The following is an 18,636-nucleotide window of genomic DNA, read 5'->3' as shown; positions in this document are numbered from 1 at the left end:
TACGACATCGCTGGAAAAGGCATCGCAAACATCGGTGCCACACGCGCCGCCTTCGAACTCGCCGCAAAAATCGCTCGCAAACGCCTCAAGGAGGCGCAGGGCTAGGCGAGAACACCCAGGCCTGTCCCGGGCCGACACTTCAATAAGAGAAACATCTGGGAGGAAACGATGAGGAAAGACACGTTGAAGACGAGGCTCCTGCGGTCCTGCGCTGCGTCGCTGTTCGGCGGCGCCGCGCTGCTGGCCAGTGCGGCCGGTGATGCGGCGAGGGCCGACTATCCCGACCGGCCGGTGACAATCATCGTGCCCTGGGGCGCCGGTGGCGGCACCGATACCATCGTGCGCTTCTTCGCGGTGGGCTTCGAGAAGGCACTCGGCGTGCCCGTGACCGTCGTCAACCGCGCCGGCGGCAACGGTGTCGTGGGCCACTCGGCCATCGCGAACGCCCCGCCGGACGGCTATACGCTGGGTGCCTGCACGTCGGAGATCAGCTATTTCAAGACGATGGGCTTGGCGCCGCTGACGCCGGCCTCCTTCGACCTCATCTCGCGCATCGCCGAGATGCCGGCCGGCGTCACCGCCAGGGCGGGCGGTCGCTTCCCGGATCTCAAGGCGGTGGTGGAGGCGATGAAGAGCGAGCCGGCCGGTACGCTGACGGCCTCCGGCTCGGGCATCGGCGGCCCGTGGCACCTCGCGATCGCTGGCCTCGCCAAGATGCAGGACCTGCCGGCGGACACCGTGAAGTTCGTGCCGAGCCAGGGCGGGGCGCCGGCCCTGCAGGATGTCATGGCCGGCGGTATCGACCTCTTCACCGGCTCGCCCGTCGAGGCCAAGTCGCTCGCTGAGGCTGGCAAGGTCAAGGTTCTCGCCGTCACGGCCAAGGAGCGTCTGGCAGCCTTCCCGGATGTGCCGACAGTCAAGGAGGCGATCGGCGTCGACTGGACGCTGTCGAACTGGTTCTCCCTCTGCGCGCCGCCCGGCCTTCCAGCGGACGTGAAGGCGAAGATCGTCGCCGCGGGCGAGCAGGGCCATGCCGATGCCGAGGTGCAGAAGAGCCTCAGGGAGCGCGGCATCACCCCCGTCTGGGACGGTCCGGAACGGTTCTCGGAATTCGCCAACGCCTATGCCGGCACCGCCGAGACCCTGCTCAAGGATCTCGGCCTCGCCAAGTAGCCTTCGCGCAGCCTGCCAGGCGGGCTGACGCGGACGGTATCGGGGCGGCTCGCCGGCGGGCCGTCTCGCGCCGCCCGGCACGTCCTGCTGCGGCGGCGTGTCGTTGCGGACAGAAGGAGGCACGAGCGTGACGGAACGACTGCCCTTCGTCGACGCCCACCATCATTTCTGGGATCCTCCGGCGAACCCGCATCCGTGGCTCGTCGAGGAGCCGATGATCCCGTTCCGCTACGGTGACTACAGCGCCATCCGCCGTCCCTTCCTCGTCGCGGACTATCAGGCCGTCGCCGCGCGACAGAACGTCATCGCCTCCGTGACCATGGAAGGCGAGTGGGACCGGCGCGATCCGGTGGGTGAGACGGCGTGGCTCGCCCGCCTGCGCGAGCGCCACGGCACGCCGGCGGCGCATGTGGCGCAGGCCTGGCTCGACGCCGACGACGTGGAGGAGGTGCTCGCCGCGCAGGCCGCCTTCTCTTTCGTGCGCGGCGTGCGCCACAAGCCGCGCAGTGCCGCCCGTCCGGATGCCGCCCGCCCCGGCGAGCCCGGCTCGATGGGCGATCCGGCCTTCGCCCGCGGCTATGCCCTGCTTGCGCGCCATGGCTTCAGCTTCGACCTGCAGACACCCTGGTGGCATCTGGAAGAGGCGGCTGCCCTCGCCGAACGTCACCCGGACATACCCATCATCCTCAATCACACCGGCTTGCCGGCCGACCGCTCGCCCGAGGGGATCGCCGGCTGGCGGGCGGCGCTGCGGCACTTCGCACGCCTGCCGCACGCGGCCATCAAGATCTCGGGGCTCGGCCTTCGCGGCCGGCCGTGGCGGCTCGAGGACAACCGCCCCATCATCCGCGAGGCCATCGATATCTTCGGCACCGACCGGGCCATGTTCGCCTCCAACTTCCCGGTGGACAGCCTCGTCGGCGATTTCGATACGATCATCGATGGGTTCCGCGCTGCCGTGGCGGACCTGCCGCGCGAGGAGCAGGCAAAGCTCTTCAGCGGCAACGCAATCAGGATCTATCGCCTCGAGGGCATCGGCTGAGCCTCAGCGGATGCCGGCGCGCATGAAGGACTGGACGAAGGCGCGCTGGAAGATGAGGAAGGCGACGAGCAGGGGCGCGGCCGTCATCAGCGTGGCGGCCGAGATGATCGACCAGTCGATGCCCTGGTCGGTGGAGGAGAAGACCGCGAGCCCCACCGTCAGCGGCCGTGTCTCGACCGAGTTGGTGACGATGAGCGGCCACAGGAAGTTGTTCCAGTGGTAGCTCACGGAGACGAGGCCGTAGGCGACGAAGACCGGCCGTGCGAGCGGCACGTAGACCCGCCAGAGGACGCCGAGGCTCGAGCAGCCCTCGACGATGGCGGCTTCCTCCAGCTCCTTCGGCACTGTCATGAACGTCTGGCGCAGGAGGAAGATGCCGAAGGCCGAGGCCATGTAGGGGAGCGCCACGGCCCCGAGCGTGTCGACGAGGCCGAGGGCGAACATCGTACGGTAGTTCTCGACGATGAGGATGTCCGGCATCACCATGAGCTGCATCAGGACGAGCGCAAACAGCAGCGACTGGCCGGGGAAGCGGTAGCGCGCGAAGGCATAGGCCGCGAGCGTGCAGACGAGGAACTGCCCGGCGAGGACCATGGTGACGATCACCGTGGTGTTGAAAAGGTAGCGGCCGAAGGGCGCCGCCTGCCACGCGGCGACGAAATTCTCCAGCGTCAGCGGCGCCAGGAGGTCGAAGCGCGTGGCATAGGCTGAAGGGTGGAAGGCGGTCCACACCGCATAGGCGAGCGGCAGGATCCAGAGAAGGCCGAGGAGCCAGGCACCGATCGTCTCGATGGCGCCGGGGGGACGGTCGGCAATGCTCATCGATAGTGGATCCGTCGCTCGAGGAAGAGGAACTGCACCGCCGCCAGCACGGCCAGGATGGCGAGGAGCACCGTCGTCAGCGTCGCCGCGTAGGCCGAATCCCAGAAGCGGAAGCCGATCTCGTAGATGTAGTAGAGCAGCAGCGCCGTGGCGTTGTCCGGCCCGCCGCGCGTCATGACCACGATGTGGTCGACGAGACGGAAGGCGCCGATGACGGCGTTCACCAGCACGAAGAGCGTTGTCGGCATCAGGAGCGGCAGGGTCACGCGCCGAAAGAAGGTGAAGCGGCTCGCCCCCTCGATGGCCGCCGCCTCGCGCAGGTCGTGCGGGATCGTCTGCAGGGCGGCGAGGTAGAAGATCATGAAGAAGCCGGCCTCCTTCCACACCGCCACGGCGATGACGGCGTAGAGCGCGCTGTCGCGCGAGCCGAGCCAGTTCGTCTCGGGCAGGCCAAACAGGCCGAGCACCTGGTCGAGCAGTCCGTAGCCCGGCGTGTAGAAGAAGAGCCAGATGTTCGCCACCGCGATCATCGGCAGCACGGTGGGCGTGAAATAGGCCATCCTGAGCGCGGCACGGCCGGGCAGGCGGGCATCGACGGCGAGCGCCATGACGAGCGCGAGCACGACCGAGAGCGGGATGGTGAGGGCGGCGTACCAGACGTTGTTCGCCATCGCCTGCCAGAAGACGGGATCGTCGAGGAGCTGGCGGTAGTTGTCGAGGCCGACGAACACGGCCGGCCGCTTGCCGCGCGGCGTCGTGTAGAGCGCGCCAATGAAGGTGCGCACCGCCGGCACGTGTGTGAAGGCCGCCAGCAGCACGACGGCGGGCAGCAGCAGCAGCGAGGCGTGGATCGAGGTGCGCAGGCGGCTCACGGGCAAGGTCCGCGGAAAGGGCCCGCGCTGGCGGAACCGCGCGGGCCGGCAGGGTCACTGGAAGGGGCGCAGCACGCGGTCGGCCTCGGCTTGGGCGTCCTTCATGGCCGCGGCCGGATCCTTGGCGCCGGTCAGCGCCGCCTGCAGGCCGTCGTTGAGCGCCTTGGTGACGCGCTGGTTGTCGTGGGTCGACAGTTCCGCCACCGCAACGTCGAGCTGGTCGCGCGCTACGGCCGCGGCCGGAAACTCGGCGACATACTTCTTCATCGCGTCCGTCTCCCATGCGGCGGGCGTGACGGCGACATAGCCGGTGGCGATGGACCAGGCGGCGGCCTGCTCCGGTGCCGTCGCCCACTTGATGAAGGCGAGAGCAGCATTGCGCTGCTCGGGCGAGGCGTTCTTGAAGATGTAGAAGTTGCCGCCGCCGGTGGGCGAGCCGCCGCGCACCTTGGATGGCAGCTTGGCGACGCCGAAGGGGAAGGGCGCGTTGGTGCGCACATTGGTGAGGTTGCCGGTCGTCGTCCACATCATGGCGACCTTGCCCTCGAAGAAATCCTTCGGCGTGGTGCCCCACTCGACGATGCCTTCCGGGTGCACCTTGTGCTTCCTCGACAGGTCGACCCAGAACCGCAGCGCCTCGACGACGCGCGGGTCGTCATAGGTCACCTTGGTGCCGGCCTCGTTGGCGAGGATGACGTCGTTCTGCGTCGTCAGCGCCTGGAACAGCCAGTAGGGGAAGCCAGACGACGGGATCTGAATGCCCCAGCGGACGACGTTGCCGGATGCATCGCGCTTGGTGAGCCTCTCGGCGAATGCGACCATCTCGTCCCAGGTCGTCGGCGGCACCTCCGGATCGAGGCCCACCTCCCTGAAGGCATCCTTGTTCCAGTACTGCACGATGGTGGAGCGCTGGAAGGGGATGCCCCAGGTCTTGCCGCCGGTGCGGCTGTTGAGCATGAAGCCCTCGTAGAAGCTGTCGAGCCAGGCCTTGTCGGCGTCCGACACGAGCTCCTCGAAGGGCACGATGGCGTCCTCGTCGATCAGCGTGAACATGTCCGTCGAGAGGATGACGGCGAACTCCGGCGCATTGCCGCCCTTGAGCGCGGTGATGACCTTGGTGATCGTGTCCTGGTAGCTGCCGGAATAGATGGGATTGACCTTGATGTCCGGGTGCGCGGCCGAGAAATCGGCCACCATCTTGTCGATGATCTTGGTGATCGGGCCGCCGACGGCGACGGGATAGTACATGTTGACCGTCGTCTGGGCCGAGACAGGCGTGACGGCGAGCGTGAGCGACGCCGCAAGCGCGGCTGCCGCGCAGCGAACCTGCGTGAAGAACTTCATGCCTCTCCTCCCTGTTCGGGTCGGTTGCAGCCGTTGCCGTTCGCCTCGACGCGCCGGCCGCTGGCCGCGTCGAAGAAGTGAAGGTCACCTGCCGCGCAGCTCACGCCGACGGTTTCGCCGACGCGGTGGCGCTCGTGCCCGTCGGTGCGGGCGATGAGCTTCACGCCCGCCGCGTCGAGGGTCAGCAGCGTGTCGGCGCCGAGATATTCGATGGCCGCGACCGTGGCCGTGAGCCCGGGCCCAGGCGGGCCGAGCCGCAGCCGCTCCGGCCGCACGCCGATGCTGCCGCCGGTGCCGTTGGCCAGGGCGCCCGGCACGAGCCCGGCACCCACGGCCCAGGGCAGCAGGTTCATGGGCGGCGTGCCGAGGAAGCGGGCGGCGAAGCCGCTCGCCGGGCGGTCATAGAGCTCCGCCGGCGTTCCCTGCTGCTCGATGCGCCCATCGCGCATCAGCACCACCCGGTCGGACATGGTCATGGCTTCCACCTGGTCGTGCGTGACGTAGATCATCGTCATGCCGAGCCGGCGCTGCAGGCTGCGGATCTCGGCGCGCATCTCCTGCCGCAGCTGCGCGTCGAGGTTCGACAGCGGCTCGTCCATCAGGCAGACGGCGGCATCGGCGACGATGGCGCGGCCCAAGGCGACGCGCTGGCGCTGGCCGCCCGAGAGGGCGGCGGGCTTGCGGTCGAGAAGATGCGTGAGGCCGAGCGTCTGGGCCGCCCGCTTCAGCCGCTCGTCGCGCTCGGCACGTGGCACGCCCCGCACCTTCAGTCCAAACAGGATGTTCTCGGCCACGCTGAGGTGGGGGAACAGCGCGTAGGACTGGAACACCATGGCGATGCCGCGCTCGGCGGGCGAGCGGCGCGTGACATCCCGCCCCCCGATGGCGACGGTGCCCGCGGTCGGCTGCTCCAGCCCGGCGATGAGGCGCAGCGTCGTCGATTTACCGCAGCCGGAAGGGCCGAGCAGGACGGTGAATTCACCCGAGGCGCAGGTAAAGCTGATGCCATCCACCGCCGGCGCACTGTTCCAGACCTTTGTCAGATTGTCGACGACGATTTCCGCCATGTCCCCCGCATCGCTTTTTGCCCATTCTGACTTCAATGAACCGTCCTCGGGCAATGATCGGCGGCTCGATTATTTCTGTTATGCCACAGGCCGAGAATTGGGCACAGGTTTTCTGCGAGCGGCGTAGCGAAGGCTCGCGACGTTTCCGTGAAGCGGCGATGACAGTTCAATGACGGCGCCGCATTCCCGTGACTGCGGGGCGGGTGCGGATGGAGCGTCACCTGATCGCACCGGGAGGATGTGCCGGATGCAATCCCTGCGCGACAATCTGGAGATTGATCAGGGCGATGGAGTGCTGGCACATTCCGCACGCAGACGCTGAGTCTGCGTCCACCGTGTGCCCCGCCTGAAGTTTCTCGTGAACGAAGCGACCATCCGCGGCCTGCCCGCGCAGCGCCCGCCCTTCCACCTCGGGGGCGATGCACGTGCCCGTGCCATGCCGGGCCGTGTCAGCGGGGCCCGCCTTGGTGCGGCCGTCCGGGGTGCCGCGGCGCCCTTCGCCAGCCTGGGGAAGCGCTGAATGTCGCCGGGCGAGCTCATGGGCTTTCTGGCGCTCACCTTTGCCGCGGCCTATGCCCAGACCCTCACCGGTTTCGCCTTTGGCCTCATCACCATGGGCGGGGTTGGCCTCACCGGCTTGCTCTCCCTGCCGGACGCGGCACTGATTGTGAGCGTGCTCACGCTCGTCAACGCAACGCAGATGCTGCTCAAGGGCTGGCGTGACGTTGCCTGGCGCGAGTTCGCCTTCGTCATGGCCGCGAGCATGCCGGCGCTCCTTGTCGGCTACTGGCTGCTGGAATGGCTCGCAGAGACCCGGGCTGACGTGCTGCGCGTCGCGCTCGGCGTGGTCATCATTGCGTCGAGCCTGCAGCTCGCCATGCGGCCGGCGCCGCTTGCGCACAAGTCCGGCGTCGCATCATTCGCCTTCTTCGGCGGCATTGCGGGCCTCATGGGCGGCCTGTTCTCCACGGCCGGCCCGCCACTCGTCTACCACTTCTACCGTCAGCCGCTGACGCTGGCGACGATCCGCGAGACGCTCGTCGGCGTCTTCGCGCTCAACGCCGTGTTCCGCATCAGCCTCGTCGTCCTCTCCGGCAATCTGCCGGGGCCCTCGACGCTGACAGGCCTCTTTGCCATTCCGGCCGTGATGGTGGCGACCTTTACCGCCCGACGCTGGCCGCCGCCGATCGCGCCGCAGGTGATGCGGCGCATCGTCTTCGTCCTCCTCTTCCTGTCGGGGGTGTCGCTCGGCGCCCCCGCCGTCCTGCGCCTTCTGGGAGTGCATTGATGACCGTACACGACAAGACAGCAGGCCGCCGCGTGCTCGACCTCAAGGATCCGTCGCTGCTGACGGACAAGGCCTATGTGGCTGGTGAATGGATCGACGCGCCGGACGGCCGGACCATTGCCGTCACCGATCCCTTCGATGGCGCGCTCCTCGCGACGGTGCCAGACCTCGGCCCCGACGTCGCCCGGCGCGCCATCGATGCGGCGCATGCGGCGCAGAAGGAGTGGGCGAAGCGCCCGGTGAAGGAGCGCAGCCAGATCCTGCGGCGCTGGTATGAGCTCATCCTCGCCAATGTGGACGACCTGGCGCTGATCCTGACCTCGGAGCAGGGCAAGCCGCGGGCCGAGGCGCGGGCCGAGATCGTCTCCAACGCCGCCTATCTCGAGTGGTTCGCGGAAGAGGCGAAGCGCATCAACGGTGACATCATTCCCGCCGCCCGACCCGACCAGCGCATCGTCGTGCTGAAGCAACCGGTCGGCGTCTGCGCCGCCATCACGCCGTGGAACTTCCCCAACGGCATGATCACCCGCAAGGTCGGCCCGGCGCTGGCGGCCGGCTGCACCATGGTGCTGAAGCCGGCGGCGCAGACGCCGCTGTCGGCCTTTGCGCTTGCCGTGCTCGCCGAGCGGGCGGGCGTGCCGAAGGGCGCGTTCTCGGTCATTACCGGCGACGCACGGCCCATTGGCGAGGAGTTCTGCCACAACCCGAAGGTCGCCAAGATCACCTTCACCGGCTCGACGGCGGTGGGCCGCTGGCTGATGCGCGAGGCCGGCAACGGCATCAAGCGCCTGTCGCTGGAGCTGGGCGGCAACGCGCCCTTCATCGTCTTCGACGATGCCGATCTCGATGCCGCCGTCGAGGGCGCGATCATCTCCAAGTATCGCAACGCTGGCCAGACCTGCGTGTGCGCGAACCGCATCTATGTCCAGGCATCGGTGGCCGAGGCCTTCACCGAGAAGTTCGTGGCCAAGGCGCGCACGCTCAAGCTCGGCCGCGGCACCGAGGAAGGCGTCACCATGGGCCCGTTGATTGACGAGCGTGCCGTCGCCAAGATGGAGGAGCACGTGGCCGATGCCCTCGCCAAGGGTGGCAAGCTCGTCCTCGGCGGCAAGCGCTCCGAGCTCGGCGGCACCTTCTTCGAGCCGACGGTGATGACCGGCATCACCCAGGACATGAAGGTCGCGAAGGAGGAGACCTTCGCGCCGCTGGCGCCGATCATCACCTTCCGCGACGACGAGGAGGTGATCGCCATGGCCAACGACACGGAGTTCGGCCTGGCCGCCTACTTCTACGCGAAGGACATGGCGCGGGTCTGGCGCGTGGCCGAGGCGCTGGAAAGCGGCATGGTCGGCGTCAACACCGGCCTCCTCGCCAACGAGATGGCGCCCTTCGGCGGCGTCAAGCAGTCGGGCCTCGGCCGCGAGGGCTCGAAGTACGGCATCGAGGGCTTCCTCGAGCTGAAGTACGTCTGCCTCGGCGGCATGTGAACGCGCCGGCGAGGGAAGACTCGGCCTGTGCCTGTGGGCCGGGGCTTCCCCGCTGGTCGCGGTTGACCCCGCCTTGCCGTGAAGGCTAAGCGGGCTTGCGACAGCTTCCCCGGTTCGGAAGCGGCCCTGATCGTTCGCCGGTCGCGCTGTCGGCGCGCCTGGCGCCGCGCAACTGTTGAATGTCCGGTTGAAGGGTGGCGGCAATGCGGTGTGCCTGCCTGCGCGCGACAGCCACGATCCTGTGTGCGCTCGCCTTCGTCGTTCTCGCCGCGGCCCTTGGCGCGCGTGCGCAGAACGGTCCCGGCCGGCCGGGCGGCGAGCCCGTCACGGTCGGCGTCCATGTCAGCCCGCCGTTCGTGATGAAGGACGGCGCGCACTTCGACGGCATGGCGATCGACCTGTGGGAAGAGCTGGCCGTGCGCCTTGGGCGGCCCTACGCCTATCGCGAATACGACACCTTCGGCGATCTCGTCCGGGCGACCGCGGCGGGGGAGGTGGACGTCGCCGTCTCGAACCTGACGGTGACCGAGCAGCGTGCGCAGCAGATCGACTTCACCCAGCCCTGGTTCGACGGCGGGCTGCGTATCATGGTCGGCAGCGGCCCGCGCGCCGGGTTCTGGGATGTCCTCGATGGTCTGAGCGACTCCGGCTACCTGCGCTACTATGCCTGGATTGCCCTGGTCATCCTGGTGGCGTCGGTACTGCTGACGGTGTTCGACCGCCATTTCGACAAGGATTTTCCCCGCCGCTGGCGTGACGGTTTCGCCGAGAGCTTCTACACCGTCATGCAGGTTGCCACTACCGGCCGGCCGCCGTCACGCAAGAACCTCTTTGGCTGGGTGGGCCGCATCTGGCAGGGGCTCTGGCTGGTGGCCGGTGTCGCGGTCCTTGCCTTCGTCACCTCGTCGGTGACGAGCGTCATGACCACGCTGGCGCTCACCAGCCAGATCCACGGCATCCAGGATCTCGCCGGCCGGACGGTGGGCGTGCTGAGGGACAGCGTCGCGCACGAGTACGTGCGCCGCACGGGGCTTGACCACCGCGCCTTCCTCAGCCTCGAGGAGGCCGTCGCGGCCCTCGGCGAGGGGAGCATTGCGGCGATCGTCGAAGACGCGCCGGTCCTCGAATATTTCGCCCACACCCGGCCTGGTGCCGGGGTGCGCGTCGTCGGGCCCCTCTTCGAGCCGGACAAGTATGCCTTCGCAACGCCGCACGGCAGCGACCTTCGCCGCCCGTTGACCGTCCAGCTCCTCGCGGCCCACGAGCGCGGCGACATCGCCCGGCTGCGGACGAAATACTTCGGCAGCGGCTCCTGATCCGCCTCAGGCCACGTCGGCCGGCACCAGCTCGCCGAGCATCGTCGGCAGCAGCTCCGAGACCGTCGGGTGGATGTGCATGGCACGCTGCATCACGTCGCAGGGAGCCCCGGCATACATGAGGGTGAGGATGGCGTGGACGACCTCGTCGCAGCCGACACCGAGGAGCGCCGCGCCGAGTATGCGCCGATCCGCGGCATCGACGAGGATCTTCATGAAGCCGAGCGCCTCGCCCTTTTCCACGGCCCGGCCGACACGCGTCATCGGGCGGCGGGCGACGAGATAGGGCCTGCCGGTCCTGCGCGCCTCGGCTTCCGTCATGCCGACGCGGCCGAGGGGAGGGTCCGTATAAAGGCAATAGGCCGGGATGCGGTCGCCGACACGGCGCGGGTTGCCGTCGAGCAGGTTGGCGGCGACGATCTCGAAGTCGTTGTAGGCGGTGTGGGTGAAGGCGCCGCGGCCGTTGCAGTCCCCCAGCGCCCAGACGCCCTCGACATTCGTCCGCAACTGGTCGTCGACCTTGATGTAGCCCCGCTCGTCCGTCTCGATGCCGGCTGCCTCGAGGCCGAGATCGTCGGTGTTGGGCCGGCGCCCGGTGGCGATGAGCAGATGGCTGCCCGCGATCTCGCGCGCCGTGTCCGCGTGGCGGAGGGTGACGGCGATGCTGCCCGTCTGCCCGGACACGCGGATGCATTCCGCCCCGGGATGCAGCGCCACGCCCTCGCTCTCAAGAATGTCCGCGACGGCGGCCGAGATGTCCTCATCCTCGCGCGGGATGATCCGTGGAGCCATCTCGACGACGGAGACGCGGCTGCCGAAGCGCCGGTACATCTGCGCGAACTCGAGGCCGATGTAGCTGCCGCCGATGATGACGAGATGGTCTGGCAGCTCCCCGAGCTCCATCATGCCGCTGTTGGTGAGGTAGGGCGTGCGCTCGAGGCCGGGGATCGGCGGCGCTGCGGCACGTCCGCCGACGTTGATGAAGATGCGCCCGGCCCGCAGCATCGTTCCGCCCACCGCGACGCTGTGCGGGCCGGAGAAGCGCGCGTGCCCCTGGATGACGGTGCAGCCGGGCAGCCCGCGAACCCAGCTTTCGACGCCGGCGCGCGACTTGCCCGATATGTCATCCTTGCGCGCTTTGACGCCCGCCATGTCGACGGCGATCTCGCCGCGGATCGTCACGCCGAAATCGGCGGCGCGGCGCGCCATGTGCGCGGCGTAGGCGCTTGCCACCAGCGCCTTCGTCGGGATGCAGCCGGTGTTGACACAGGTGCCGCCGAAGAACTTGCGCTCGATGACGGCGAGCCGCATGCCTGCCTGCGACAGCCGGGCGGCGAGGGCAGGGCCGGCCTGGCCCGTGCCAATGATGATGGCGTCGTAGTCGTGCATGGCGGCGCTCCCCGTAGTGTCCGGGTGGGCGGCGTCGGCGCCGCCATGCGTCCGGGCACGTCCGCGGCGCCGGCCGGCCGATCCTGCCAGCCTCTCACAAGACGCCGGCAGGCGCCACCGGGGGCCGTCTCCCGTGCTGTCTGCGCCGCCTGAAGGATCGGGCAAGGAATGTGCAGGATGTGGCAGGCACCGGCGGGCACGGCGCATCATATCGACGTCATTCCGATAACAGGGGATGACGACATGACGATTGCACTCATCACCGGTGGGAGCCGCGGGCTCGGCCGCAGCGCGGCCCTGCATCTGGCGAGGAACGGCGTCGGCATCGTGCTGACCTACCAGAACAACGCGTCGGCGGCCGAGGAGGTCGTCGCCGCGATAGGGGCGGATGGCGGGAAGGCCGTCGCGCTGCAGCTCGATACCGGCCGTGTCGCCACCTTTCCCGCCTTCGTGGAGAAGCTCGCCGCGGCGCTGCGGCAGCATTGGGAACGGGAGACCTTCGACATCCTCGTCAACAACGCCGGGCACGGCGTGCACAAGAGCTTTGCGGAGACGACGGAGGAAGAGTTCGACGGCCTCATGGCGGTGCATTTCAAGGGCGTGTTCTTCCTCACGCAGGCGCTCCTGCCCATGCTCGCGGACGGGGGGCGCATTCTCAACGTCTCCTCCGGCCTTGCCCGGTTCAGCCTGCCGGGCCATTCGGCCTATGCTGCCATGAAGGGCGCAGTCGAGGTCCTGACGCGCTATCTCGCCCGGGAACTCGGGCCGCGTCGTATCGCCGTCAACACCATCGCCCCCGGTGCGATCGAGACGGACTTCGCCGGCGGCGCAGTGCGCGATCGGCCGGAACTCAACCGCATGGTGGCGGAGATGACAGCCATGGGCCGCGCCGGATTGCCGGACGACATCGGTGCCGCGGTGGCAGCGCTGCTCCTGCCCGGCACGGGCTGGATGACGGGCCAGCGCATCGAGGTCTCTGGCGGCCAGTTGCTCTGATCGCCCGGGTGGCGGTGCCTGGCGGGGTGATGCATCCGCCAGGCGCAGGGACCAAGGGCGCGTTCAGCGGCTTCCGCGCCATGACACCGCCCCGGACAGGGAGTAGCATCAGCATCTGTCCTGCCCGGGAGCTGCAGCCATGCAGGAGATGCCCGCCTCCAAGGCCTACCGTCTGCTCGAGTCCGGGCCCGTCGTCCTCGTCGTCACCGCCCGCGACGGCAAGCCGAACGTGATGACGATGGGCTTCCACATGGTGATGCAGCATGCGCCGCCGCTGATCGGCTGCATCATTGGCCCGTGGGACTACAGCTTCCGCGCCCTGCGCGACAGCGGCGAGTGCGTCATCGCCATCCCCACGGTCGATCTTGCCGAGAAGGTCGTCGACATCGGCAATTGCTCCGGCGAGACCACCGACAAGTTTGAGACCTTCGGCCTCACCTGCGCTCCTGCCCGCGATGTCGCGGTGCCGCTCATTGCCGACTGCCTCGCCAACATCGAGTGCCGGGTGGCGGACACGAGCCTGGTGGACCGTTACAACCTGCTCATCCTTGAGGCGGTCCGTATCTGGATCGATGCGGACCGCAGGGAGCGGCGCACGCTGCACCACCGGGGTGACGGCACTTTCACCATTGATGGCCGCGTCATCGACCTGCGGGAACGGATGGTGAAGTGGAAATACCTGCAGGACTGAGCGGCTGGCCGGCACGTCGGCCTCACAGGGTGGTTGGTCAGCCGACGTCCCGCAGAGGCTCGGCCCCGAAAGCTTCATGCAGCAGGGTGATGAACGGCCCGGCTTCCGGCAGGGCGTAGGGGCCTATAGCGGTCACCGCGATGCCCGGCGTCCATGAGTTCATTACCGCCGCCCCTGCGAACGACCTGACCTTCTCAAGCGTGACCGCCTCCTCGCGCTGCGGGATGCCGGAACGCTGGAGCTGCCGCTGAAGGATGCCCATCGTCGTGCCGCGCAGCATCGGCGCCTTCGGCCAGATGACGGCCTCTCCGTCCCAAAAGGCGAGATTCCAGATGGTGGCCTCGCTCAGCCGTTCGTGACGGTCGTAGAAGGCCGCGTCGTCAAAGCCCTGGCGTTTCGCCTCGTGCAGGAAAAGGGTCTTGCCGATTTCGCCGACGTGCTTGATCGCGGCGAGCGGCCGTTCGTATTCGACAGCTGCAAGCCTGAGTGGTCCCTTGGGGCCGTTCGACGGCGCGAAGGTTCGCACCAGAACCGCCAGTTCGCCCTCCATGCTGTCCGCCGTGAACTCGCCCTTCGGTGAAAAGACCGTGGCGGTGAGGGAAAGATCCTCCGGCCCCGCTGCGATCGCGGCTGCAAGGCGGGCCTCGACCTCAGCGTCGGGCAGCGCCCGCCTGAACAGCGCCATCGACGCCTCGCGCAGACGCGCCAGATGCAGATCGAACCCCCGGACCTTGCCGCCGCGGACCTGCATTGCCGTAAAATGGGCAAAGCCTGCGAAGGCCAGCGGCACAAGCTCGCTGGCGGCGGCCGGACGGCCGTTGATCCACGCCCCGTAAGTTTCGGCAGCCATGCTGTCGCTCCTCGTTGGTCCATCGATGAGCAACGGGCTTAGAGTCTGACAGTGCTGTCAGAGTCAAGGCGCAAGTTGAGGAACGCGGCCGCGCTCGAAAAGACGAAAATTCAGGCGAGGTTCACTTCCTCGTGGTAGGTGTCTGTCACCGGGCCGGAGGCGCGGCGGGCGCGCGAGGCTGTCCCTCCGGGCGGCAGGAGCGACGGGACGATGTCTTTGCAACCGATGACCGAGATGGAGCGGGAGACGCGGGAGTCGCCGGAGGCGGTGGCGCGGCTTCTCGACGCCAGCCTCGGTGATCTGATCGGCCTCGGCCGTCGCCTGTCTGCCCTGGCGCCGCCGGTCGTCGTCACCTCGGCGCGCGGCACCTCGGACCATGCGGCGGGCTATCTGAAATATCTCCTCGAGATTGCCACCGGCACGCCAGTGGCCTCGCTCGGGCCGTCGCTCGCCTCGGTCTACGGGGCACCCCTGCGTCTGCACGGCAGCGTGCTCTTCACCATCTCCCAGTCGGGCCGCAGCCCGGACATCGTCGCGCTGCAGGATGCCGCCAGGGCAGCCGGCGCGCTGACGGTGGCGCTCGTCAATGTCGCGGACAGCCCCGTGTCCAAGGCGGCCGATGTCGTCATCCCGCTGTGCGCCGGCGTCGAGCGCAGCGTCGCGGCGACAAAATCCTTCGTTGCGGCCGGCGCTGCCGCGGCCGCTGTCGTCGCGGCCTGGGCCGGCGACGAGCGCCTTCTCGATGCCGTCTACGACCTGCCGCGCAGCCTCGCCGGGGCGCTGGTGGCCGACTGGTCCCTTCTGGAGGCGCCGCTGTCGGCTGCCGCATCTTGCTACATGGTCGGCCGCGGGCCGGCGCTCGCCATCGCGCAGGAGGCGGCGCTGAAGAGCAAGGAGGCGGCAGCCATCCATGCCGAGGCCTTCTCGACGGCCGAGATCATGCACGGGCCGTTGCGCCTTGTGGGCGAGGATTTCCCGATCCTCGCCTTTCTGCCCGAAGACAAGGCGGCGGAGGCCGGGCGCGCGGCCCTCGAGCGCCTTGCGGCTGCCGGCGGCCGGGTCTTTGCCGCCGCCACGGCCCATGCGCCCGGCCTGTGCCTGCCCGTGGCCAAGACCGGTCACGCCCATCTCGATCCGCTTTCCATGGCGGTATCGTTCTACCGGCTGATCGAGAAGGTCAGCCGGCTGCGCGGCTTTGAGCCCGACAACCCGCCGCATCTGCGCAAGGTCACGGAAACGCACTGATGTCCCTCACCGCCATCGTCGGCGCCCGCGTCTTCGACGGGGACCGGATCCTCAACGAGGCTGCCGTGCTCGTCTTGGACGGCACTGTCCGCGACGTCGTGCCGGTGCGGGACGTGCCCGCGCATGCCGAGCGCCGGGTGCTCGACGGCGGCCTGCTGGCACCGGGTTTCATCGACTTGCAGGTCAACGGCGGCGGCGGCGTTATGCTCAACGACGGCCCGAGCGCGGAGGCGATGGGGCGGATCGCGGCGGCGCACCGGCCCTTCGGCACGACGGGGCTGCTGCCGACGCTCATCACGGACACGCCCGAGGTGACGCAGGCGGCCATCGATGCGGCCGCGCAGGCGGCGGGGCGCATGCCGGGCGTGCTCGGCCTTCACCTCGAGGGGCCGCATCTGGCGCCGGCGCGCAAGGGCGCGCATCTGGCTGCGCTGATGCGCCCGCTGACCGAGGCCGATGTCGACCGCCTGGTCGAGGCGCGGGAGCGCATCGGCGTGCTCATGGTGACCGTGGCGGTGGAGCAGGCGCCGCTGCCGCTCATCCGTCGCCTCGCTGATGCCGGCGTCATCGTGAGCCTCGGCCATACCGACGCCGGCTATGACGCGGCGCGGGCCGCCATGGATGCCGGCGCGCGCGCGGTCACCCACCTTTTCAATGCCATGAGCCAGCTCGGCAGCCGGGAGCCTGGCATGGTCGGTGCCGCCCTTGCTGCGGGCAACGTCTTCTGCGGCGTCATCGCCGACGGCCATCACGTGCATCCGGAGAGCCTGCGCGTGGCGCTGGCGGCCAAGCGCGGGCCGGGGCGGCTTTTCCTCGTCACCGATGCGATGGCGTCGGTCGGCTGGAGCGGTGACAGCTTCGTCCTGGGCGGGCGCACTGTTTACCGCCGCGGCGGCCGGCTCACCCTCGCGGACGGAACCCTCGCGGGTGCCGACATCGACATGGCAAGCGCGGTGCGGTACGCGGCGCGCGATCTCGGCCTCGGGACGGAGGAGTCGCTGCGCATGGCCTCCCTCTATCCGGCGGAGCTGATCGGCGACAGGCGCCGCGGCCGGCTGCACCGCGATGCCATCGCGGAGATGGTGCACCTCGACGACGATCTTCGGGTGCGCGACGTTCTCGCGTTCTGAGCAGCGCCTGTGGGGTCGGCGGCCGATGATGTGCGCTGGCGCACATCGCGGCCGGCCGGCGCCGATTAGCCGTTCCAGCGCCGATCCGGGAGCTGGGCGCGTGGTCCGCTCTCGGTGCCCCCCACCCACGGGCCTGCTCCCGGACCGGTGCGGCGTCCATCCTGCTAGCCGATGTGCGGGGATAGGGCGCGCAGCCAGGTGGCGACCGCCACGGCCCCGCCGTCCGGGACGCCGACGGCCCTCTGCCCGAGATAGGCAGCGCGGCCGAGCCTCGGCGACATCGACGAGGTGGCTTCCGCTCCCCTTTCCGCCGCCGTGACGCAGGCCTGCCAGGCATCGGCGACGGTCGATCCGTTCCTGCGCGCCTCGACCCAGGCTTGATGCGCCGGCACCAGGGCGTCGACCATGGTCCGGTCGCCGGGCTTGGCGCCACCGATTTCCATGACGGCCTCCACCGCGGCGGCGAAGGCCGCGTCCCACGCCGCGGCATCGGGCACCGGCCTGCCGGCGACCTGCCGGCTCGCCCGCAGGAGTGCCGTGGCGTAAAAGGGCCCTGAGCTGCCCGCAATCGCCCGGCGAAAGGCATTGCCGACCGCAGCGAAGGCGGACTCCGGGGTCGCCCAGGCGCTGTCGGGCAGGGCCCGGATCGCTTCCGCCCCGCGTCGCATGCTGGCCCCGAGATCGCCGTCGCCCGCCTGGCCGTCCAGCTCGGTCAGCCTAGCCTCGGCCGCTTCGAGGGCCGCTGCGACGGCATGGGCGGCCTTCCTCAGCCTGTCGCTCAGCGGTCCGGGCGCGGCTTCGCCCGCGCCCGTCTCGCTGCCGCTTGCCTTCGACACCACCTTGCGCTCCGCCCGCACGGGCTGGCCCGGCACCCAGGCCGGCGCCTGCGCCGGGGCGTCCAGCAACGCGAGCCGCTCGTCGTCGAGCGCGAGAACCGACAGGGAGCACCCCGGCATGTCGAGCGCTGTCAGGAAGTTGCCGCACCAGGCCCGGTCGACGACGATGCCGTGTTCCCTGAGGCAGGCGAGCGCCCGCCGCGCCACAATGGAGAGCTCCATCGGCGGCGTCGCGCCGAGGCCGTTGACGAGCAGCGCGACCCGTGCATTCTGCCCGAGCTTGCGGTCAGCGAGGATGGCGCCGAGGATCGTCTCGACAATCTCGTCCGCGCTCCTGATGGGGCAGCGCTCGACGCCCTTTTCGCCATGGATGCCGAGCCCGAGCTCGATCTCGTCCTCCCCGAGAGAGAAGCCCGGTGCGCCGGCGGCTGGCACCGTGCAGGCGCCGAGCCCGACCCCCATCGTGCCGAGGGCACCGGCAGCCTCACGCGCAAGGCGTGCCACCTCGGCCAGCGGCTTGCCCGCCTCTGCCGCCGCGCCCGCCACCTTGTGCACGAGTACGGTGCCGGCGATGCCGCGGCGACGGTCCTCCGCAACGAGATCGCGCAGCGACACGTCATCGGCGACCACCACGATCTCGACAGGGATCCCCTCCTGCCGGGCGAGCTCGGCGGCAAGGCCGAAGTTCAGGCGGTCGCCCGTGTAGTTCTTCACGACGAGGACGGCGCCCGCGGGGCCGGCCGAGGCACGGATCGCGGCAAGGACCGCATCGACGCTGGGCGAGGTGAACACATCGCCGGCGACGGTGGCCGTCAGAAGGCCGGGGCCGACGAAGCCGCCGTGGGCTGGTTCATGGCCGCTGCCGCCTCCCGAGATCACGGCAACCTTGCGCTCCGCGGGGGAAGGCAGGTCGGCCCTGAGGACGACCGCCTCGCCGTCGAGGAGCGCCAGCCCCGGGTTGAGATCGACCAGCCCCTCGAGCATCTCGCGAACGACATTGCGGGGGTCGTTGATGAGCTTCTTCATTGGACCATCCTATTTGCCGGGCGGCGGATTAGAGCGCAGGGCAGCGGCCAGCGGCAATACGT

The 18,636-nt window shown here is 69.3% G+C and carries 16 protein-coding genes; 9 read left to right on the top strand and 7 right to left on the bottom strand.

Annotation, left to right across the window (positions count from 1 at the left end):
• Nucleotides 1-183: 183 nt before the first annotated feature.
• Together HNQ73_RS17275 and HNQ73_RS17270 are read left to right on the top strand one after the other, a co-directional pair.
• The gene (locus HNQ73_RS17275) at nucleotides 184-1,173 is read left to right on the top strand and encodes a tripartite tricarboxylate transporter substrate binding protein (protein ID WP_244650282.1); all 990 of its coding nucleotides are present in this window, start codon (nucleotides 184-186) and stop codon (nucleotides 1,171-1,173) included.
• A gap of 127 nt (nucleotides 1,174-1,300) precedes the next feature.
• Nucleotides 1,301-2,215 (top strand): amidohydrolase family protein, encoded by a 915-nt coding sequence (locus HNQ73_RS17270; RefSeq protein ID WP_210310584.1) that lies wholly within the window; start codon nucleotides 1,301-1,303, stop codon nucleotides 2,213-2,215.
• A 3-nt stretch (nucleotides 2,216-2,218) separates the two neighbouring features.
• Here the strand turns inward: HNQ73_RS17270 and HNQ73_RS17265 are convergent, their stop codons facing one another.
• Genes HNQ73_RS17265 through HNQ73_RS17250 form a run of 4 tightly spaced genes read right to left on the bottom strand, consistent with a single transcriptional unit; the run spans nucleotide 2,219 to nucleotide 6,320 of the window.
• Nucleotides 2,219-3,037: a carbohydrate ABC transporter permease gene (locus HNQ73_RS17265; RefSeq protein WP_183336584.1), complete on the bottom strand. Its 819-nt coding sequence runs from the start codon at nucleotides 3,035-3,037 to the stop codon at nucleotides 2,219-2,221.
• Nucleotides 3,034-3,909, bottom strand: a complete 876-nt coding sequence (locus tag HNQ73_RS17260; protein WP_183336582.1) for a carbohydrate ABC transporter permease — start codon at nucleotides 3,907-3,909, stop codon at nucleotides 3,034-3,036. Before HNQ73_RS17260 ends, HNQ73_RS17265 begins: the two co-directional genes overlap by 4 nt.
• A 54-nt stretch (nucleotides 3,910-3,963) precedes the next feature.
• Nucleotides 3,964-5,253, bottom strand: coding sequence for an ABC transporter substrate-binding protein (locus tag HNQ73_RS17255; protein WP_183336580.1), 1,290 nt, complete (start codon nucleotides 5,251-5,253; stop codon nucleotides 3,964-3,966).
• Nucleotides 5,250-6,320 carry an ABC transporter ATP-binding protein gene (locus HNQ73_RS17250; RefSeq protein WP_183336578.1) on the bottom strand — a complete coding sequence of 357 codons (1,071 nt, stop codon included), beginning with the start codon at nucleotides 6,318-6,320 and terminating at the stop codon, nucleotides 5,250-5,252. The genes HNQ73_RS17255 and HNQ73_RS17250 overlap by 4 nt, the downstream gene beginning before the upstream one ends.
• A 520-nt stretch (nucleotides 6,321-6,840) precedes the next feature.
• On the opposite strand from HNQ73_RS17250, the gene HNQ73_RS17245 reads away from it, so the two are divergent.
• The 3 genes from HNQ73_RS17245 (at nucleotide 6,841) to HNQ73_RS17235 (ending at nucleotide 10,411) form a co-directional block, all read left to right on the top strand.
• Nucleotides 6,841-7,608 carry a sulfite exporter TauE/SafE family protein gene (locus HNQ73_RS17245; RefSeq protein ID WP_183336576.1) on the top strand — a complete coding sequence of 256 codons (768 nt, stop codon included), beginning with the start codon at nucleotides 6,841-6,843 and terminating at the stop codon, nucleotides 7,606-7,608.
• The gene (locus HNQ73_RS17240; RefSeq protein ID WP_183336574.1) at nucleotides 7,608-9,095 is read left to right on the top strand and encodes an NAD-dependent succinate-semialdehyde dehydrogenase; all 1,488 of its coding nucleotides are present in this window, start codon (nucleotides 7,608-7,610) and stop codon (nucleotides 9,093-9,095) included. Before HNQ73_RS17245 ends, HNQ73_RS17240 begins: the two co-directional genes overlap by 1 nt.
• Nucleotides 9,096-9,298: 203 nt before the next feature.
• Nucleotides 9,299-10,411 carry a transporter substrate-binding domain-containing protein gene (locus HNQ73_RS17235; RefSeq protein ID WP_183336573.1) on the top strand — a complete coding sequence of 371 codons (1,113 nt, stop codon included), beginning with the start codon at nucleotides 9,299-9,301 and terminating at the stop codon, nucleotides 10,409-10,411.
• A gap of 6 nt (nucleotides 10,412-10,417) precedes the next feature.
• Here the strand turns inward: HNQ73_RS17235 and HNQ73_RS17230 are convergent, their stop codons facing one another.
• The gene (locus HNQ73_RS17230) at nucleotides 10,418-11,800 is read right to left on the bottom strand and encodes an FAD-containing oxidoreductase (RefSeq protein WP_183336571.1); all 1,383 of its coding nucleotides are present in this window, start codon (nucleotides 11,798-11,800) and stop codon (nucleotides 10,418-10,420) included.
• Nucleotides 11,801-12,043: 243 nt separating this feature from the next.
• Here HNQ73_RS17230 and HNQ73_RS17225 point away from each other — a divergent pair, with 243 nt between their 5' ends.
• Both HNQ73_RS17225 and HNQ73_RS17220 read left to right on the top strand, forming a co-directional pair.
• Entirely contained in the window at nucleotides 12,044-12,796 is a 753-nt protein-coding gene (locus HNQ73_RS17225) for an SDR family NAD(P)-dependent oxidoreductase (protein ID WP_183336569.1), read from the top strand.
• 139 nt (nucleotides 12,797-12,935) lie between these two features.
• A complete protein-coding gene (locus HNQ73_RS17220; RefSeq protein ID WP_183336567.1) occupies nucleotides 12,936-13,487 on the top strand; it encodes a flavin reductase family protein in 552 nt (183 codons plus the stop codon).
• A 37-nt stretch (nucleotides 13,488-13,524) separates the two neighbouring features.
• Here the strand turns inward: HNQ73_RS17220 and HNQ73_RS17215 are convergent, their stop codons facing one another.
• Nucleotides 13,525-14,337, bottom strand: coding sequence for an aminotransferase class IV family protein (locus HNQ73_RS17215; RefSeq protein ID WP_183336565.1), 813 nt, complete (start codon nucleotides 14,335-14,337; stop codon nucleotides 13,525-13,527).
• 210 nt (nucleotides 14,338-14,547) lie between these two features.
• On the opposite strand from HNQ73_RS17215, the gene HNQ73_RS17210 reads away from it, so the two are divergent.
• Nucleotides 14,548-15,582 carry an SIS domain-containing protein gene (locus tag HNQ73_RS17210; RefSeq protein WP_183336562.1) on the top strand — a complete coding sequence of 345 codons (1,035 nt, stop codon included), beginning with the start codon at nucleotides 14,548-14,550 and terminating at the stop codon, nucleotides 15,580-15,582.
• Nucleotides 15,582-16,712 carry an N-acetylglucosamine-6-phosphate deacetylase gene (gene nagA, locus HNQ73_RS17205; protein WP_183336560.1) on the top strand — a complete coding sequence of 377 codons (1,131 nt, stop codon included), beginning with the start codon at nucleotides 15,582-15,584 and terminating at the stop codon, nucleotides 16,710-16,712. Before HNQ73_RS17210 ends, nagA begins: the two co-directional genes overlap by 1 nt.
• Before the next feature lie 164 nt (nucleotides 16,713-16,876).
• On the opposite strand, the gene HNQ73_RS17200 is transcribed toward nagA, so the two are convergent.
• The gene (locus tag HNQ73_RS17200) at nucleotides 16,877-18,574 is read right to left on the bottom strand and encodes a dihydroxyacetone kinase family protein (RefSeq protein ID WP_183336558.1); all 1,698 of its coding nucleotides are present in this window, start codon (nucleotides 18,572-18,574) and stop codon (nucleotides 16,877-16,879) included.
• Nucleotides 18,575-18,636 lie beyond the last annotated feature (62 nt).

It is taken from the genome of Chelatococcus composti, from assembly GCF_014201415.1.
Classification (GTDB): Bacteria; Pseudomonadota; Alphaproteobacteria; order Rhizobiales; family Beijerinckiaceae; genus Chelatococcus_A; species Chelatococcus_A composti.
This window is presented reverse-complemented; position numbering and strand designations above follow the sequence as displayed.

Bases quoted from the DNA above. Each gene is read 5' to 3' on its own strand.
- HNQ73_RS17225 (WP_183336569.1), top strand. From the start codon at position 12,044: ATGACGATTGCACTCATCACCGGTGGGAGCCGCGGGCTCGGCCGCAGC.
- HNQ73_RS17255 (WP_183336580.1), bottom strand. From the start codon at position 5,253: ATGAAGTTCTTCACGCAGGTTCGCTGCGCGGCAGCCGCGCTTGCGGCG.
- HNQ73_RS17240 (WP_183336574.1), top strand. From the start codon at position 7,608: ATGACCGTACACGACAAGACAGCAGGCCGCCGCGTGCTCGACCTCAAG.
- HNQ73_RS17265 (WP_183336584.1), bottom strand. From the start codon at position 3,037: ATGAGCATTGCCGACCGTCCCCCCGGCGCCATCGAGACGATCGGTGCC.
- HNQ73_RS17200 (WP_183336558.1), bottom strand. From the start codon at position 18,574: ATGAAGAAGCTCATCAACGACCCCCGCAATGTCGTTCGCGAGATGCTC.
- HNQ73_RS17250 (WP_183336578.1), bottom strand. From the start codon at position 6,320: ATGGCGGAAATCGTCGTCGACAATCTGACAAAGGTCTGGAACAGTGCG.
- HNQ73_RS17235 (WP_183336573.1), top strand. From the start codon at position 9,299: ATGCGGTGTGCCTGCCTGCGCGCGACAGCCACGATCCTGTGTGCGCTC.
- HNQ73_RS17215 (WP_183336565.1), bottom strand. From the start codon at position 14,337: ATGGCTGCCGAAACTTACGGGGCGTGGATCAACGGCCGTCCGGCCGCC.
- HNQ73_RS17210 (WP_183336562.1), top strand. From the start codon at position 14,548: ATGTCTTTGCAACCGATGACCGAGATGGAGCGGGAGACGCGGGAGTCG.
- HNQ73_RS17220 (WP_183336567.1), top strand. From the start codon at position 12,936: ATGCAGGAGATGCCCGCCTCCAAGGCCTACCGTCTGCTCGAGTCCGGG.
- nagA (WP_183336560.1), top strand. From the start codon at position 15,582: ATGTCCCTCACCGCCATCGTCGGCGCCCGCGTCTTCGACGGGGACCGG.
- HNQ73_RS17245 (WP_183336576.1), top strand. From the start codon at position 6,841: ATGTCGCCGGGCGAGCTCATGGGCTTTCTGGCGCTCACCTTTGCCGCG.
- HNQ73_RS17230 (WP_183336571.1), bottom strand. From the start codon at position 11,800: ATGCACGACTACGACGCCATCATCATTGGCACGGGCCAGGCCGGCCCT.